Below are 15,294 nucleotides of genomic sequence, written 5' to 3' on the forward strand. Positions count from 1 at the left end.
GGCTGGCAACTGATTGTCTTGCGGCGACGCACCGCTTTCGGAGATCGCAATGAAACTGCCAGTGTCCGTGTTTGATCTCCAGGGGCTGACCTTCGGCATCGTTCTGATCAGCATCGGCGTGGTGTTTCTGAAATCCGCCGGCCTGGTGACCGGGCAGACCGCGGGAATCGCGCTTTTGCTGTCTTACGTGCTGCCGCTGGGTTTCGGCCCGCTGTTCTTTCTGATCGGCATTCCCTTCCTGATCCTCGCCTGGGTCAAGCGCGGCCCGGACTTTGCCCTGCGCACGGTGGTTGTGGTGGCCGGGGTGTCGCTCATGTCCGAGGCCTTCGGCCGCACCATGGGCTTTGACCGCCTCGATCCGCCGATTGCGGCGCTGCTGGGCGGTGCCTGTAGCGGCGTCGGGCTGGTCGCGGCCTTTCGCCACAATGCCTCGGCCGGGGGGATGACCATCGTCGGCATCCTTCTGGAGCAGAAGACCGGGTTCAAGGCCGGCTGGTTCCAGCTGGCGGTGGATGCGCTGGTCTTCCTGGCCTCGGCGCTGGTGCTGACGCCCTCGCAACTGCTGTTTTCGGTGCTGGGCGCGCTGATCACCAATTTTGCCGTGATCTGGAATTTCGATGTCGCCCAAAGCGCAACCGGCCGCCCGGGCTATGGCCGCGCGGCGGCCAGCGCGCCGCGGTCAGACCAGCTTCGGGACGACAGGCCCCGACGTTCAAGATCGTGAGCCAAGGTTACGCGATCTTGCCGGCGGCCTTGCGCCGCCTGTGCCGCGCGTAAATCCAACGGGCGATGATATCGGCGTAGACCCGGTCGCAAATCTGGTAAATCCCCGGCAGCCGCCCGATCCGCGCCAGCCAGCGATAGCGCGGCATTTGCGCCCAGAGCACCAACATGGCGTCAAACCCCAGATGCAATTCGCCGCGGTGCCGCACATGCAACAGCCGTGTCGCCGCATCCTCGGTGACACCCCAGCGGGCGAGATCGCCGCTGTTGAGGTCGTCAAAGGCAATCGGCAGGCCGCGCGCTTGGGAATAGGCGGCATAGCTGCCCATTTTGCCATCGCAGATCGGACAATCGCCGTTGTAGAGTGCGCGTGTTTCGGGCTGAGAGGACATGAAAACCTCCTGAGGTGCCTGACGTATCTAATCATGAATTCGTTGGTGCCCAGTGACCTGCGGTCGCAGGGAGGCACAATGAAAAGGACCAGCCCCTTCGGACTGGCCCATACTCACTACGTACCCGGTCAACGCGCTCAGCCGGCGTCGAGTTCCTTCTTGACCAGATCTTCGATCTTGCCGACGGGATGGTTGGTCAGCGTCTTGGGGATCTCGGCAACCACCCGGTCGCTCACCTCCTGATGCAGTTCGGCGCGCAAATCGCCCAGCACCTGCGGCGAGGCGACAAGGATCAGCCGCTCGAAATTGCCCTCATGCGCCTCGTGATAGAGCTTTTCGGCCAGATCTGCGGCAAACCGCTCCTTGGCCAGCTCGTGCCAGTCGGTGTCGTCCAGCGCCGAACGCTGCTGTACGCCGGTGTCCTGCATCCGCCCGGGACGGTTGGCGGATTGCTCGATGTCCGAGGGATTTTCCTGTTCGTCCTTGCCGGTCACTTCGAGGTGCGGATCCTCGTGATCGGTCAGATTGCGCAGGAAGAGCGCCTTCTCGCTGTCGGTCACCACGATCCAGGTGCCATTTCTGATCCGCGCCATGTCAGTCCTCTCCCTTTTCCAACTTGTCGCTTTTCCGCACGCGGGTGACGCCAGGCCGGTCCTTTTCGGCTTGTTTGAGCAGATCGCGGGTGCCGACCTTGCGCTCGAGATTGCCGTCAGCGCGGCCCTGCTGGCTGGGCGTTGCGGCGTCGTCGACATATTTCTCTGTCTCCCGTTCGCCGTCCTGTGACCTCTTGCGGTCTGCCATGGTAGCCTCCTTTTTCCAGCGGTTCAGGCGATCAACGCATCAGCGGCGCCGCGGTTCCGGCTGCGGCTTGAAACAGCCGGGGCAGACGGGCATATCAGCTCCGAACCCCGAGAAGGAGGGAAGATGCGACTGTTCCTGGCCCTTGCCCTAGCCTTGCTGTCCGGCCCGGCCCTGTCCGAGACCCGCGTGCCCGAGAGCCGCGCCGAGATCTCGCTCAGCTTTGCGCCACTGGTCCGCGAGGCCGCTCCCGCTGTGGTCAATATCTATGCCCGCCGGGTGGTCGAGACCCGGCGCAGCCCCTTTGCCGAGGATCCGTTCTTTGGCGAATTTTTCCGCGAGTTCGGCCAGCGCCAGCCACGGGTGCAGAACTCGCTGGGCTCCGGGGTGATCCTGTCGGACGATGGCATCGTGGTGTCGAATTACCACGTCATCGGCCAGGCGACCGACATCAGCGTCGTGCTCAACGACCGTCGCGAATATTCCGCCTCGGTGCTGCTGGCCGACGAACAGAGCGATCTGGCGATCCTGCAACTCGACGGCGCCAGCGACATGCCGCATCTGCCCCTGCGCGACAGTGATACCGTTGAGGTGGGTGAATTGACCCTGGCGATCGGCAACCCCTTCGGCGTGGGGCAGACGGTGTCGTCGGGCATCGTGTCGGGGCTGGCGCGATCCGGCGTGGCGACCGGCAATATGCGGGGCTATTTCATCCAGACCGACGCGCCGATCAATCCCGGAAATTCCGGCGGTGCGCTGATCGACACCCGCGGCCGGCTGATCGGCATCAACACCTCGATCCTGACCCGGTCGGGCGGATCGAACGGCATCGGCTTTGCCATTCCCGCCTCGCTGGTGGCGCAATTCGTGGCCCAGGCCCGCGACGGCCAGGATCGCTTCCTGCGGCCCTGGGCGGGGATGAACGGCCAGGCGGTGGATGCCGATCTCTCGGATGGCCTCGGCCTGGCGCTGCCGGGCGGCGTGGTGATCTCGGAACTGCATGCGGCCAGCCCCTTTGCCGTGGCGGGGATCGAGGTTGGGGATGTGATCCTCGCGGTCGATGACCTGCCGGTGAACACGCCGGCCGAGATGATCTATCGAATGTCGGTGCGCGGCATCGGCGCATCGGTGACGGTGGATTACATGCGCGGCGGCCGCCCGGCCGAGGCCCGCGTGACCCTGATCGCACCGCCCGATGACCCGCCGCGCGAAGAGCTGGTGCTGGGCCGCGAGGATCGGTTCGAGGGGCTGCGGCTGGCGCGGCTCAACCCGGCGCTGCGCGACGAGCTCGGGCTGGCGGCGAATGCCAGCGGCGTGATCGTGCTTGAGCCGGGGGCCGTGGGCGCGCGCATCGGGCTGCGCGCCGGCGATATCCTGCTGGCTGTCGGACGGTATGCCATCGAGCGACCGTCCGAGGCGGCGCGACTTCTGGGGCAGGCCTCGGGCCGGGTCGCGGTGCAGGTCCAGCGCGGCAATCGCCGCCTGGCGCTGCGGTTCCGGGTCTGATCGGGTGGCGGATCTCTTCGACAGTTCGCCCGATGCGGTCCCCGACAGCGCCCCGCGTCCGCTGGCCGACCGGCTGCGGCCGGCCAGGCTGGAAGAGGTGATCGGCCAGGAGCAGGTTCTCGGCCCCGAGGCGCCGCTCGGCGTGATGCTGAAATCCGGTGCGCTGTCTTCACTGGTGTTCTGGGGGCCGCCCGGGGTGGGCAAGACCACCATCGCGCGGCTGCTGGCCGATGTCACCGACCTGCATTTCGTCCAGATCAGCGCGATCTTCACCGGCGTGCAGGAGCTGCGCAAGGTCTTCGAGGCCGCCAAGCACCGCCGCGCCAACGGCCAGGGCACGCTGCTCTTTGTCGACGAGATCCACCGTTTCAACAAGGCGCAGCAGGACGGATTCCTGCCGCATATGGAAGACGGCACCATCCTGCTGGTGGGCGCGACCACCGAGAACCCCTCTTTCGAGCTCAACGCCGCGCTTCTGAGCCGGGCGCAGGTGCTGGTGCTGACCCGGCTGGAGCTTGCCGATCTCGAGCGGCTGGCGCAGCGTGCCGAAACCGAACTCGACCGGCCGCTGCCGCTGGACGGGCCGGCGCGCGAGGCGCTGCTCGAGATGGCCGACGGCGATGGCCGGGCACTCCTGAACCTGATCGAGCAGGTGATGGCCTGGGAGGTGTCGGGCAAGCTCGATCCGCAGGCGCTGGCGCAGCGGCTGATGCGGCGGGCGGCGCAATACGACAAATCGGGGGACGCGCATTACAACCTGATCTCGGCGCTGCACAAATCGGTGCGCGGTTCGGACCCGGATGCGGCGCTCTACTGGTTCGCGCGGATGCTGGAGGGCGGCGAAGACCCGCGCTACCTGGCGCGGCGTATCACCCGCATGGCGGTCGAGGATATCGGCCTGGCCGATCCGCAGGCCCAGGCGGTCTGTTTGCAGAGCTGGGAGACCTTCGAACGCCTCGGCAGCCCCGAGGGCGAGCTGGCGATTGCGCAGGCGCTGGTCTATCTGGCGCTGGCACCGAAATCCAACGCGGCGTATGTCGCCTACAAGGCGGCCCGCAAGGAGGCCAAACGCACCGGATCGGAGCCGCCGCCGAAACACATCCTGAACGCGCCGACCCGGTTGATGAAAGAGCAGGGCTACGGCGACGGCTATGCCTACGACCATGATGCCGAAGACGGGTTTTCCGGCCAGAACTACTTTCCCGAGACGATGAAACGCCCGGTGATGTACCTGCCGGTGGAACGCGGCTTCGAGCGCGAGCTGAAGAAGCGGGTGGATTATTTCGCCAAGCTGAGATCGAAGCGGGACGAGGGCTAGCGGCCCCGCCGGCGTCCCGGCCCGCGCGCCGGAGGCCGCTTGACAAGTGGCACCACCCGCGCGACAGACGCGCCATGACATCAACCCTTCTCCAGGTCGCCGCCGGCGGCGCAATCGGCGCGAGCGCGCGCTATCTCACCGGGATTGCCGCGGTGCGCGTAATCGGGCACGGCTTTCCCTGGGGCACGCTCCTGGTAAACGTTCTGGGCTCGTTCCTGATGGGCGCGCTGGTGGTGGTGCTGGCGCATTACCATGCGACCCGCTTCGCGCCGTTTCTGATGACCGGCGTGCTGGGCGGGTTCACCACGTTCTCGGCCTTTTCGCTGGATGCGGTGGCGCTGTTCGAGCGCGGCCAGGTGACGACGGCGGCGCTATATGTTGCGGGCTCGGTCGGGGTGGCGATTGCGGCGCTTTTTGCCGGAATGATGGCGGCGCGGGGGTATTTCGCATGAGTGGCGTACAGAAACAGATCGTGGGCGAGGCCGATGGCGGGCAGCGGATCGACCGCTGGCTGCGGCGGATGTTTCCGCATCTCAGCCAGGGCCGCATCGAGAAGATGTGCCGCAAGGGCGAGCTTCGGGTCGATGGCGGAAGGGTCAAGAGCGCGACCCGGATCGAGGCGGGGCAGGAGGTGCGCATTCCGCCGATCCCCGATGCCGAGCTGGCCAAGCCGGCGCCGAAGCGCGACATCGTGTCCGAGGCCGATGCCGAAATGATCCGCGCCTGCGTGATCTGGAGGGACGACCATATCATCGCCTTGAACAAGCCGCCGGGCCTGCCGACCCAGGGCGGCAGCAAGCAGACCCGCCATGTCGACGGGCTCGCCGAGGCGTTGCGCTTCGGCTATGACGAAAAGCCCCGTCTGGTGCATCGGCTCGACAAGGACACCTCGGGCGTGTTGCTGCTGGCGCGCACTCAGGAAATGGCGCGCCTGCTGACCGCCGCGATCCGCCACCGCGAGACCCGCAAGATCTACTGGGCCGTGGTCGCCGGCGTGCCGGTGCCCTATCTCGGCGAAATCAAGTTCGGGCTGGTCAAGGCCGGCGGCCACGGTGCCCATGGCGAAGGCGAAAAGATGCGCGCCGTCCACCCGCGCGAGATCGACAGCACGCCGGGCGCAAAACGCGCGATCACCCAATATGCCACGCTCTATCGCGTTGCCAGTCGCGCCGCCTGGGTGGCGATGGAGCCGATCACCGGCCGCACCCACCAGCTGCGCGCGCATATGGCCGAGATCGGCCATCCGATCGTCGGCGACGGCAAATACGGGGGCTCGGGGCAGGAGAACCTGGGCGACGGCTGGGGCGCCAAGCTTGGCGGGATCATCTCGAACAAGCTGCATCTGCACGCCCGCACCATGCGGCTGGAACACCCCAAGACGCGCAAGCCGATTACCATAACGGCACCGCTGCCCGAGCATTTCGCCCATACCTTCGAAACCTTCGGCTGGACCGAGGATCTCGCCGACGACGACCCTTTCGAGGCGCTGCAATGAGCCGTTTGCGGCTGGTGATCTTTGATGTCGACGGTACGCTGGTGGACAGCCAGGGCGATATCGTCGGCGCCATGCACGCGGCTTTTGGCGCGCTGGAGATGGCGCCGCCGGCCCGGGCCGACATTCTCTCGATTGTCGGTCTCTCGCTCGAGGTGGCGATGGCGCGGCTGGCGCCCGGGTTGCCCGGCGAAACCCATCAGGCGCTGGTCGCCCACTACAAGGACGCCTATGTGGGCGCACGCCAGGCCGGCCACAGCGGGCCGTTGTATCCCGGCGTGGCCGAGGTGCTCGATCGGCTGGCCCGGCAGGAGGACTGGCTTCTGGGCATCGCCACCGGCAAATCGCGGCGCGGCCTGACCGCGCTGCTCGAGGCGCAGGGGCTGACCGGGCGTTTTGTCACCCAGCAGGTCTCGGATTTTCACCCCTCCAAGCCGCATCCGGCGATGCTCGAGGCGGCGCTGGCCGAGACCGGGGTGGACAAGGCTGATGCTGTGATGGTGGGCGACACGAGTTTCGACATGGATATGGCGCGCGCGGCGGGGATCTTTGCCATCGGCATGAGCTATGGCTATCACCCGGTCAGCGCGCTGACCTCGGCGGATATCATCCTGAACGAGATGGCGGCGCTGCCGGAGGTGCTCGGGGAAAGATGGGGGCAGGGCGCATGAGCGCGTGGAAAGCGAAACGGTTCTGGAAGACGGCCGAGATCCGGCCAGAGGCCGGCGGCTACGGCGTCTATCTCGACACCCGGCCGGTCAAGACCCCGGCCAAGGCGCCGCTGGTGCTGCCGAGCGAAGGTTTTGCCGAGGCGGTGCGGGCCGAGTGGGAGGCGGTGGACGAGCAAATCGATCCGACCCGAATGCCGTTTACCCGGACCGCCAATGCCGCCATCGACAAGGTCTCGGTCCAGCAGGCGGAAGTGGCGGACATGATCGCCGATTATGGCGGCACCGACCTGTTGTGCTACCGCGCCGAAGCGCCGGAGGCGCTGCGCCAGCGGCAGAACGCCGGGTGGGATCCGCTGCTGGACTGGGCGGACGAGACCTTTGGCGCGCGGCTGGCCGTCACCTCGGGCGTGATGCACCTGTCGCAGGACGCGGCGGCGCTGGTGCCGCTGCGCCGCGCCGTCCATGCCTGCACGCGGTTTCAGCTCGCGGCGCTGCATGATCTGGTGTCGCTCTCGGGCTCGCTGGTGATCGGCCTGGCGGTGGCTCGGGGGCAAAACGAACCACAGGCGCTCTGGGAGCTGTCGCGGATCGATGAGACCTGGCAGGAAGAGCAATGGGGCGAGGACGAAGAGGCACAGAATCAAACCGCTTTGAAGCGGGCCGCTTTTTTGCACGCGGCAGAGGTCTGGCGCTTGTCGGAGGATCAGTGACCCGGCGTCAGTGCCGGAAATGTGCCAGTTCTGCGGGCAATTTGTCACATGCTAGGCTTGACGTTTCTGCGGAAATCCGCCCACACTTGGGCCGTTGGGGAGCGAGGCTTCCTTACAAGAGTGTGGCGTCCCGCGAGGGAGGCCGAGACCGCTCGAGTGACATGGCGGCTCAAAAAACAGGAAGAGGTAATCATGAAAAAATCCGTATTCTTTGGCGCGCTGACGGTCGCCGGTCTTGCTGCTGGCGCATCCGCCGCAGCTACGCTGGATGACGTCAAGGCACGCGGCACGCTCAACTGTGGCGTGACGACGGGCCTGGTGGGCTTTGCCGCCCCCGACGCCAACGGCAACTGGGACGGTTTTGACGTCGGCATCTGCCGCGCCGTCGCCGCCGCCGTGCTGAACGATCCGACGGCCGTCGAATTCGTCCCCACCACCGGCAAGACGCGGTTTACCGCGCTGGCCTCGGGCGAGATCGATCTGCTGGCCCGCAACACCACCTGGACCTTCTCGCGCGATGTCGACCTGAAGTTCGAATTCGTCGGCGTGAACTACTATGACGGTCAGGGCTTCATGATTCCCAAGGACATGGGTGTCAGCTCGGCCAAGGAACTCGATGGCGCGACCGTCTGCATCCAGACCGGCACCACGACCGAGCTGAACCTGGCGGACTTCTTCCGCAAGAACAACATCAGCTACGAGCCGGTTCCGATCGAAACCAACGCCGAAGCCCAGCCGCTCTATCTCGAAGGTGGCTGTGACGTCTACACCACCGACGCCTCGGGCCTCGCCGCCACGCGCGCCGCGTTCGAAAACCCGGGCGATCACGTCGTCCTGCCGGAAATCATCTCCAAAGAGCCGCTCGGCCCGCTTGTCCGCCACGGCGACAACGAATGGGGTGATGTCAATCGCTGGGTGCTGAACGCGCTGATCGCGGCAGAAGAGCTGGGCGTGACCTCGGCCAATATCGACGAAATGATGTCGGGCACCGAGAACCCCGAAATCAACCGTCTGCTGGGCACCGAAGGCAACCTTGGCGAGATGCTGGGCCTCGACGCCGATTGGGCCGCACGTGCGATCAAGGCCGGCGGCAACTACGGTGAGCTGTTCGAGAAGCACATCGGCGAGAACACCCCGGTCGGCCTGTCGCGTGGTCTGAACGCACAATGGACCGATGGCGGCCTGCTCTACGCACCGCCGTTCCGCTAAGTCTGACACGGCAAGGGCGCGGTCACACCGCGCCCTTGTTGCATTGTGCACAATAACCTCCGCACCGGGCCTCAGAGCGGGAAAACCGCCGGCCCCCAAGATCGCGGACACTCAGGGATCATATCATGTCGACCGTCACCGACCCTCCGGTGGAGTCGTTCCGGCTATCGCAGCTGATCAACGACACCCGTTACCGGTCCATCACCTTCCAGTTCATCGCATTGATCCTGTTGATCTTTGCCATGGCCTACCTGGGGTGGAACCTCGTCCAGAACCTCGCCGCCGCCGGGCTCAACATCTCTTACGATTTTCTCGGTGAGCCGGCCGGCTACGACATCAACCAGACCCTGATCGACTACAACAGCCAGTCAACCCATTGGCGCGCCTCGATGGTGGGGGTGCTCAATACCCTTCTGGTGGCGGTCATGGGCTGTATCATGGCGACCATCGTCGGGGTCTTTGTCGGGGTGCTGCGGCTGTCGCCGAACTGGCTGATCCGCAAGCTGATGTCGGTCTACGTCGAGATTTTCCGCAATGTGCCGGTGCTGATCTGGATCCTGATCATCATGGCGGTCTTTGTTGCCGTTCTGCCGCAACCGCGCGACTTCCGCGGCGACGATGCCGAGGCGTCGATGCTGTGGGAGGCCTTCGCCTTTACCGGCCGTGGCTTCTATCTTCCGGCGCCGATCTACGAGCCCGGTTCCTGGCTGGTCGTCACCACCTTCATCGCCTCGCTGGTGGCGATCGTGGTCTATCGCCGCTACACCACCAGGAAGCTCTACAATGAAGGCGTGCTGTTGCCGCGCGCCTGGCCCACGGCGGCGCTGTTCTTTGTGCCGACGCTGCTGATGTTCTTTGTCCTCGGCATGCCGATCTCGCTGGAATATCCTGAGCTTGCCGGTTTCAACTTCCAGGGCGGCATCTACATGCGCAACTCGCTGCTGTCGCTGTGGTTCGCGCTGTCGATCTATACCGCCGCCTTCATCGCCGAGAACGTCCGCGCCGGTATCCTGGCGGTCAGCAAGGGCCAGACCGAGGCCGCGGCCTCGCTCGGGATGCGGCCGAACCGGATCATGAACCTGGTGGTGCTGCCGCAGGCGCTGCGGGTGATCATCCCGCCGCTGATCTCGCAATATCTCAACCTCACCAAGAACTCTTCGCTCGCCATCGCCGTGGGCTACATGGATCTGACCGGCACCCTGGGCGGCATCACGCTGAACCAGACAGGCCGTGCCATTGAATGCGTGCTTTTGCTGATGCTTTTCTACCTGACGATCTCGCTCGCGATCTCGGCGATCATGAACGTCTACAACAACGCCGTTAAGCTGAAGGAGCGCTGAGCCATGAGTGACATGCACGCACATTCCGTCGCTTTCGTGCGCGAGACCATGCTGCCGGAACAGGAGCCGCCGGCCTCCGAGGTGGGCGTCGTCCACTGGATGCGCGAAAACCTGTTCCGCGGCTGGGCCAACACGCTGATGACCGTGATCGCGATCTTCGTGATCTACAAGATCGTCGCCGGCGCCTTTCCGTGGTTTGTCAACGGCATCTGGTCGACCAATTCGCTCGCCGAATGCCGCGAGATCCTGCAAGGCACCACCGGCGGCTGTTTCTCGGTGCTCACCGAACGCTGGAACCAGCTTCTGTTCGGCTTCAAATATCCGCAGGACCAGTATTGGCGGCTTATCCTGGCCTTCGTGCTGCTCGGCCTGGCCGCCGCGCCGGTGCTGTTCAACAAGCTGCCCAAGCAGATGCTGTTCTTTACCGGCCTCTATCCCTTCATTGGCTTCTGGCTGATCTGGGGCGGCACGCTCTTGGCGCCGCTGGTGGCGCTGGCGGGCTTCCTGGTGGGTTTTGCCGCCTTCAAGAAGGTCGAACATCAGAGCTTTGCCATGGGCGCGCTGGCCTTTCTGGTGGCGGCGCTGGTGACCTGGTTCCTCGGCGGTTTCGCCATCCGGTCGGCACCGGGTTTCCTGGCGCTGGAGGCCGTGCCTTCGCGCGACATGGGGGGCTTCATGCTCAACATGATCCTGGGCGTGGTCTGCGTCTCGCTGTCGCTGCCCTTCGGCATTCTGCTGGCGCTGGGGCGGCAGTCGGACATGCCGATCATCAAGTGGATCTGCGTCGTCTTCATCGAGTTCATCCGCGGCGTGCCGCTGATCACCCTGCTGTTCGTGGCGAACGTCGTGCTGGCCTATTTCCTGCCGCCGGGCACCACCTTCGACCTGATCATCCGGGTAATCATCATGATCACCGCCTTTGCCTCGGCCTATATCGCCGAGGTGATCCGGGGCGGGCTGGCGGCGCTGCCGCGCGGGCAGTACGAGGCGGCCGACAGCCTCGGCCTCGACTATGCCCAAGCGACCCGGCTGATCATCATGCCGCAGGCGCTCAAGATCTCGATCCCGGGCATCGTCAACGTGGCGGTGGGCCTGTTCAAGGACACCACCCTGGTCTCGGTGATCTCGATGTTCGACCTTGTCGGCATGATCCGCGGACCGATCCTCGCCTCGACCGAGTGGAACGGCGTCTATTGGGAACTCTGGGGCTTTGCGGTCTTCCTGTTCTTCATCGTCTGCTACTCGATCTCGCAATATTCACAATGGCTGGAGCGTCAGCTTCAGACCGATCACCGTTAAGAGGAGGGATTGTCCATGGCTGAAGCTGCACAAACCCAGATGGAAATCTCCAACGAAGTCGCCATCCAGATCGAGAACATGAACAAGTGGTACGGCACGTTCCACGTGTTGCGTGACATCGATCTTACCGTCTATCGCGGCGAGCGGATCGTCATTGCCGGGCCTTCGGGCTCGGGCAAATCCACCCTGATCCGCTGCATCAACGCGTTGGAAGAACATCAGAAAGGCTCGATCTCGGTCGATGGCACCCGGCTGTCGTCGGACGTCAAGAACATCGACAGGATCCGTTCCGAGGTTGGCATGGTGTTCCAGCACTTCAACCTCTTTCCGCATCTGACCATCCTCGAGAACTGCACCCTGGCGCCGATCTGGGTGCGCAAGACGCCCAAGAAGGAGGCCGAGGAAATCGCCATGCATTTCCTCACCAAGGTCAAGATCCCCGATCAGGCCAAAAAATACCCCGGCCAGCTCTCGGGCGGTCAGCAGCAGCGGGTGGCGATTGCCCGGTCGCTCTGCATGCGGCCGCGGATCATGCTGTTCGACGAACCGACGTCGGCGCTTGACCCCGAGATGATCAAGGAGGTGCTCGACACCATGGTCGAGCTGGCCGAAGAGGGCATGACCATGCTCTGCGTGACCCACGAGATGGGCTTCGCGCGGCAGGTGGCAAACCGGGTGATCTTCATGGACGCCGGCCAGATCGTCGAACAGAACGAGCCGGAAGAGTTCTTCAACAACCCGCAGAACGAGCGCACCAAGCTGTTCCTGAGCCAGATCCTCGGACACTGAGACGCGCCGGGCATCCCCGGGCAGACCCGTCCCGGGCCTGACCCGGGACCTCCCGGCCAAGGGCGAGGCCCCGGATCAGGTCCGGGGCGCGTGCCTCGAAAAACAGAGCTGCGCACGCCCGCCTGGCATGCGTGGCCTCTCGCCAAAGCCTGCCAGGCTTGGCCGAAACCTCTCGTCACGTCGGAATTGGTAGCCCCGGAACCGATCCGTGGCGCGTCACACCAGCTCGCGCGGCACCACGAAATCGAGAACGGATGCCGTGCCATAATCCACCCCGGCCCAGCTCTCGGCCGCGAACTCCGCCACCAGGGTCGCGCCGGTCGGGTAGGGATCAAACTTCGGATGGTCCGGCGCCGTTGCCACCAGCCGCCCGGCAAACGCGCCGATCCCCGGGTTATGCCCGATCAGCAGCACCGACCGGGACTCGGCCTGCCGCAATCGCTCCAGCATCGTCCCGGTATCGGCCAGATACAGCGCCGGTGTGAAGCGCACCGGACAGGCCAGCGCCAGCCCGGCAAAGGTCTCTTGCGTGCGCACCGCATCCGAGCTGAGCGCCACATCCGGCAGATGGCCCTTGGCCCGCAGCCAATTTCCCAGCGCCTCGGCCGACCGCCGGCCGCGGCCGTTCAGCCGCCTTGCGTGATCGCCCTGCCACGGGTCGTCCCAGCTCGATTTCGTGTGGCGCATCAAAATCAGTCGCAGGGTCATGCCGGGTGAAAGCTCCTCATGTGAAAGGCCGATTGCGCCTCCGCCCGCCCGTAGCTCTGCGAAAGGGGACAGGACCGGCGTACAGCGCATCCCCGCGTCATGCAATCCTTGCCCGCAGGGGTGTCCAGATAGCCCTTGCAGCGCGGCACGTCATATGCGCGATCCGGGCCCATCGCCCCCACCGGACAGGCGCTCAGGCAGGGCTTGGCGCAGCGCTCGCAGGGGCAGGGTGGGGCAGGTGGCAGGGCGATCCGCTCGGCCAGCGCCAGCGCACCGCGAAACGACACCATCAGCCCGGCCCGGTCGTGCACCAGGATGCCGGCGGGCGAATTCCAGACCCGCCCCGTGGCCTTGGCCCAGGCGATGAAGGGCGCATAAGGCGGGCCATCCGAGGGGAACACCGCGCGCGCGTCCAGTTCCCGGGCCCAGCCGCCGAGCATCCGTTTCGACCAACGGTCGAGCGGATCGGGCGCGCCGTCGGAAAACTCCGGGCTGGCCTGGAACGCCGGCCAGAAGCCGGGTTCCGCCGGGCCGATCATCAGCAGGGTGGCACAGCCCTCGGGGGCGCCATCCCGTGGCCCTGGATGAAACCCGCCCAGCACCCGCAGGTGCCGCGCCTCGGCCTGCGTCTCTAGCGCTTCGAGAAGGGCAGCCACAGGCTCCACCCCAGTCGCGTCGGCCGTGTGTCCTGCCACTCCAGCCCGATTGTCATGCCGTCGTGCCCGGCCTCGGGCTGGGCCCGGTAGGTGCGGAACAGGCGATCCCAGAGAGAGAGGGAAAAGCCGTAGTTGCTGTCATGTTCGTGACGGTGCACCGAATGGTGCACCCGGTGCATGTCGGGGGTCACCAGCACCTTGCGCAACGCCGCGTCCAAACCCAGCGGCAGGCGCAGGTTGGCGTGGTTGAACATCGCCGTGCCATTGAGCAGCACCTCGAAGATCACCACCGCCCAGGCCGCCGGACCCAGGAGATAGACCAGCCCGATCTTGAGCAGCATCGACAGCGCGATCTCGACCGGGTGAAAACGGATCGCGGTGGTCACGTCGAAATCGACATCGGCATGATGCACCCGGTGCAGCCGCCAGAGCAGCGGCACCTTGTGGGTGATCAGATGTTGCAGCCAGATCGCAAAGTCGAAGATCAGTACCGCCAGCGCCATTTCGAGCCAGAGCGGCCAGCCCAGTTGGTTGAACAGACCCCAGCCCTGCGCCTCGGCATCAAGCGCCGCGCCCACCGCCAGCAGCGGCAGGCCCAGCGCCAGCGCCCGCAGTGCCAGCACATTGGCGATGGAAATCCCCCAGTTGGTCAGCCATCGGCCGCGGCGCGGATGTTTGCGCACGCGGCGCGGTGCCACCGTTTCGAGCGCCGCGAAGAGCAGGAAAAGCCCGCCGAACGCGCCCAGTCTGACAAGTGCTTCATTCTCCATGGCGGCGAATATATGCCATGGGCGGAATGTGACAACTCACGTCTTGGGCACTTCGCGGATCAGCGATCCGGCACCGTGTTCGGTATAGAGCTCGAGCAGGCAGGCATTGGGCGCGCGTCCGTCGAGGATCACCACCGCCCGCACGCCGCGCCCGATGGCGTCGAGCGCGGTTTCGGTCTTGGGGATCATGCCGCCGGCGATCACGCCCTCGGCGGTCATCTCGCGGATCTGCGCCGCCGTCAGTTCGGTCACCACCTCGCCCGCGGCATTCTTGACGCCGGCCACGTCGGTCAGGAGCAGCAACCGGTCGGCCTTGAGCGCGCCGGCGATGGCGCCGGCAGCGGTGTCGCCGTTGATGTTGAAGGTCTCGCCCTTGCGCCCCGCGCCGAGCGGCGCGATCACCGGAATGGTGTTTGACCGGAACATGTCGTGCAGCACCGCGGTGTTGATCCTATCGGGCGTGCCGACAAAGCCCAGGTCGGCATGGGTCTGTTCGCAGACGATCAGATTGGCATCCTTGCCCGAGAGGCCCACGGCCTTGCCACCCTGAGCGTTGATCGCCTGCACGATGCGCTTGTTGACGAGGCCCGAGAGCACCATCTCGACGACTTCCACCGTCGGTTTGTCCGTCACCCGCTTGCCGCCTACGAAGATGCTTTCGATGCCCAGCTTGTCGAGCATCGCGTTGATCATCGGGCCGCCACCATGCACGACCACCGGGTTCACCCCGACCTGCTGCATCAGCACCACGTCGCGGGCAAATTCCTCCATCGCCTCGTCCGAGCCCATGGCGTGCCCGCCAAGCTTGATGACGACGATGGCGTCGGTGTAGCGCTGAAGATACGGCAGTGCCTGGCTCAGCGTGCGAGCCGTGGCGATCCAATCACGGTTCATGTCCTGGGTTCTCATTTTC

General features: G+C 65.4%; 18 protein-coding genes. 11 read left to right on the plus strand and 7 right to left on the minus strand.

Annotated features, from left to right (window positions below; genetic code table 11):
* The first annotated feature begins 49 nt into the window (after window positions 1-49).
* A complete protein-coding gene (locus PVW49_RS05890) occupies window positions 50-724 on the plus strand; it encodes a YitT family protein (protein WP_274590115.1) in 675 nt (224 codons plus the stop codon).
* 7 nt (window positions 725-731) lie between these two features.
* Here the strand turns inward: PVW49_RS05890 and PVW49_RS05895 are convergent, their stop codons facing one another.
* The 3 genes from PVW49_RS05895 to PVW49_RS05905 all read right to left on the minus strand — a co-directional run bounded on the left by PVW49_RS05895 (window position 732) and on the right by PVW49_RS05905 (window position 1,916).
* Window positions 732-1,115: a thiol-disulfide oxidoreductase DCC family protein gene (locus PVW49_RS05895; RefSeq protein ID WP_048529625.1), complete on the minus strand. Its 384-nt coding sequence runs from the start codon at window positions 1,113-1,115 to the stop codon at window positions 732-734.
* A gap of 137 nt (window positions 1,116-1,252) precedes the next feature.
* On the minus strand, window positions 1,253-1,708 hold the full coding sequence (locus PVW49_RS05900) for a host attachment family protein (RefSeq protein WP_048529629.1): 456 nt from the start codon (window positions 1,706-1,708) through the stop codon (window positions 1,253-1,255).
* A gap of 1 nt (window position 1,709) precedes the next feature.
* Window positions 1,710-1,916, minus strand: a complete 207-nt coding sequence (locus PVW49_RS05905) for a hypothetical protein (RefSeq protein WP_048529630.1) — start codon at window positions 1,914-1,916, stop codon at window positions 1,710-1,712.
* Window positions 1,917-2,039: 123 nt separating this feature from the next.
* On the opposite strand from PVW49_RS05905, the gene PVW49_RS05910 reads away from it, so the two are divergent.
* From PVW49_RS05910 to PVW49_RS05955, 10 genes are all read left to right on the plus strand, one after another.
* On the plus strand, window positions 2,040-3,419 hold the full coding sequence (locus PVW49_RS05910; RefSeq protein ID WP_074834236.1) for a trypsin-like peptidase domain-containing protein: 1,380 nt from the start codon (window positions 2,040-2,042) through the stop codon (window positions 3,417-3,419).
* A 4-nt stretch (window positions 3,420-3,423) separates the two neighbouring features.
* The gene (locus PVW49_RS05915) at window positions 3,424-4,737 is read left to right on the plus strand and encodes a replication-associated recombination protein A (protein WP_074834237.1); all 1,314 of its coding nucleotides are present in this window, start codon (window positions 3,424-3,426) and stop codon (window positions 4,735-4,737) included.
* A 74-nt stretch (window positions 4,738-4,811) separates the two neighbouring features.
* Window positions 4,812-5,189: a fluoride efflux transporter CrcB gene (gene crcB / locus PVW49_RS05920; protein ID WP_048529637.1), complete on the plus strand. Its 378-nt coding sequence runs from the start codon at window positions 4,812-4,814 to the stop codon at window positions 5,187-5,189.
* Complete coding sequence (locus tag PVW49_RS05925; RefSeq protein WP_274590116.1) at window positions 5,186-6,232, plus strand: RluA family pseudouridine synthase; 1,047 nt, start codon at window positions 5,186-5,188, stop codon at window positions 6,230-6,232. Before crcB ends, PVW49_RS05925 begins: the two co-directional genes overlap by 4 nt.
* A complete protein-coding gene (locus PVW49_RS05930; RefSeq protein ID WP_048529641.1) occupies window positions 6,229-6,900 on the plus strand; it encodes an HAD-IA family hydrolase in 672 nt (223 codons plus the stop codon). The genes PVW49_RS05925 and PVW49_RS05930 overlap by 4 nt, the downstream gene beginning before the upstream one ends.
* Window positions 6,897-7,610 (plus strand): ATP12 family chaperone protein, encoded by a 714-nt coding sequence (locus PVW49_RS05935; protein ID WP_074834243.1) that lies wholly within the window; start codon window positions 6,897-6,899, stop codon window positions 7,608-7,610. The genes PVW49_RS05930 and PVW49_RS05935 overlap by 4 nt, the downstream gene beginning before the upstream one ends.
* 192 nt (window positions 7,611-7,802) lie before the next feature.
* The gene (locus PVW49_RS05940; protein ID WP_048529646.1) at window positions 7,803-8,819 is read left to right on the plus strand and encodes an amino acid ABC transporter substrate-binding protein; all 1,017 of its coding nucleotides are present in this window, start codon (window positions 7,803-7,805) and stop codon (window positions 8,817-8,819) included.
* Between the two features lie 125 nt (window positions 8,820-8,944).
* Window positions 8,945-10,159: an amino acid ABC transporter permease gene (locus PVW49_RS05945; RefSeq protein ID WP_048529648.1), complete on the plus strand. Its 1,215-nt coding sequence runs from the start codon at window positions 8,945-8,947 to the stop codon at window positions 10,157-10,159.
* 3 nt (window positions 10,160-10,162) lie between these two features.
* Complete coding sequence (locus PVW49_RS05950) at window positions 10,163-11,458, plus strand: amino acid ABC transporter permease (protein ID WP_048529650.1); 1,296 nt, start codon at window positions 10,163-10,165, stop codon at window positions 11,456-11,458.
* 15 nt (window positions 11,459-11,473) lie between these two features.
* Window positions 11,474-12,247 (plus strand): amino acid ABC transporter ATP-binding protein, encoded by a 774-nt coding sequence (locus tag PVW49_RS05955; protein WP_048529652.1) that lies wholly within the window; start codon window positions 11,474-11,476, stop codon window positions 12,245-12,247.
* Between the two features lie 216 nt (window positions 12,248-12,463).
* Here PVW49_RS05955 and PVW49_RS05960 read toward each other — a convergent pair whose 3' ends face one another.
* Genes PVW49_RS05960 through argB form a run of 4 tightly spaced genes read right to left on the minus strand, consistent with a single transcriptional unit; the run spans window position 12,464 to window position 15,290 of the window.
* On the minus strand, window positions 12,464-12,955 hold the full coding sequence (locus tag PVW49_RS05960; protein WP_074834244.1) for a SixA phosphatase family protein: 492 nt from the start codon (window positions 12,953-12,955) through the stop codon (window positions 12,464-12,466).
* Window positions 12,952-13,611: a ferredoxin gene (locus PVW49_RS05965; protein WP_074834246.1), complete on the minus strand. Its 660-nt coding sequence runs from the start codon at window positions 13,609-13,611 to the stop codon at window positions 12,952-12,954. Before PVW49_RS05965 ends, PVW49_RS05960 begins: the two co-directional genes overlap by 4 nt.
* Entirely contained in the window at window positions 13,587-14,381 is a 795-nt protein-coding gene (locus PVW49_RS05970) for a sterol desaturase family protein (protein WP_048529655.1), read from the minus strand. The genes PVW49_RS05965 and PVW49_RS05970 overlap by 25 nt, the downstream gene beginning before the upstream one ends.
* 36 nt (window positions 14,382-14,417) lie before the next feature.
* Window positions 14,418-15,290: an acetylglutamate kinase gene (gene argB / locus PVW49_RS05975; protein WP_274566191.1), complete on the minus strand. Its 873-nt coding sequence runs from the start codon at window positions 15,288-15,290 to the stop codon at window positions 14,418-14,420.
* Window positions 15,291-15,294: the final 4 nt, after the last annotated feature.

It is taken from the genome of Marinovum sp. PR37, from assembly GCF_028807375.1.
Taxonomy (GTDB): Bacteria; Pseudomonadota; Alphaproteobacteria; order Rhodobacterales; family Rhodobacteraceae; genus Marinovum; species Marinovum algicola.

Bases quoted from the DNA above. Each gene is read 5' to 3' on its own strand.
- crcB (WP_048529637.1), top strand. From the start codon at position 4,812: ATGACATCAACCCTTCTCCAGGTCGCCGCCGGCGGCGCAATCGGCGCG.
- PVW49_RS05940 (WP_048529646.1), top strand. From the start codon at position 7,803: ATGAAAAAATCCGTATTCTTTGGCGCGCTGACGGTCGCCGGTCTTGCT.
- PVW49_RS05910 (WP_074834236.1), top strand. From the start codon at position 2,040: ATGCGACTGTTCCTGGCCCTTGCCCTAGCCTTGCTGTCCGGCCCGGCC.
- PVW49_RS05895 (WP_048529625.1), bottom strand. From the start codon at position 1,115: ATGTCCTCTCAGCCCGAAACACGCGCACTCTACAACGGCGATTGTCCG.
- PVW49_RS05890 (WP_274590115.1), top strand. From the start codon at position 50: ATGAAACTGCCAGTGTCCGTGTTTGATCTCCAGGGGCTGACCTTCGGC.
- argB (WP_274566191.1), bottom strand. From the start codon at position 15,290: ATGAGAACCCAGGACATGAACCGTGATTGGATCGCCACGGCTCGCACG.
- PVW49_RS05955 (WP_048529652.1), top strand. From the start codon at position 11,474: ATGGCTGAAGCTGCACAAACCCAGATGGAAATCTCCAACGAAGTCGCC.
- PVW49_RS05970 (WP_048529655.1), bottom strand. From the start codon at position 14,381: ATGGAGAATGAAGCACTTGTCAGACTGGGCGCGTTCGGCGGGCTTTTC.
- PVW49_RS05905 (WP_048529630.1), bottom strand. From the start codon at position 1,916: ATGGCAGACCGCAAGAGGTCACAGGACGGCGAACGGGAGACAGAGAAA.
- PVW49_RS05900 (WP_048529629.1), bottom strand. From the start codon at position 1,708: ATGGCGCGGATCAGAAATGGCACCTGGATCGTGGTGACCGACAGCGAG.
- PVW49_RS05925 (WP_274590116.1), top strand. From the start codon at position 5,186: ATGAGTGGCGTACAGAAACAGATCGTGGGCGAGGCCGATGGCGGGCAG.
- PVW49_RS05945 (WP_048529648.1), top strand. From the start codon at position 8,945: ATGTCGACCGTCACCGACCCTCCGGTGGAGTCGTTCCGGCTATCGCAG.
- PVW49_RS05950 (WP_048529650.1), top strand. From the start codon at position 10,163: ATGAGTGACATGCACGCACATTCCGTCGCTTTCGTGCGCGAGACCATG.
- PVW49_RS05960 (WP_074834244.1), bottom strand. From the start codon at position 12,955: ATGACCCTGCGACTGATTTTGATGCGCCACACGAAATCGAGCTGGGAC.
- PVW49_RS05935 (WP_074834243.1), top strand. From the start codon at position 6,897: ATGAGCGCGTGGAAAGCGAAACGGTTCTGGAAGACGGCCGAGATCCGG.
- PVW49_RS05930 (WP_048529641.1), top strand. From the start codon at position 6,229: ATGAGCCGTTTGCGGCTGGTGATCTTTGATGTCGACGGTACGCTGGTG.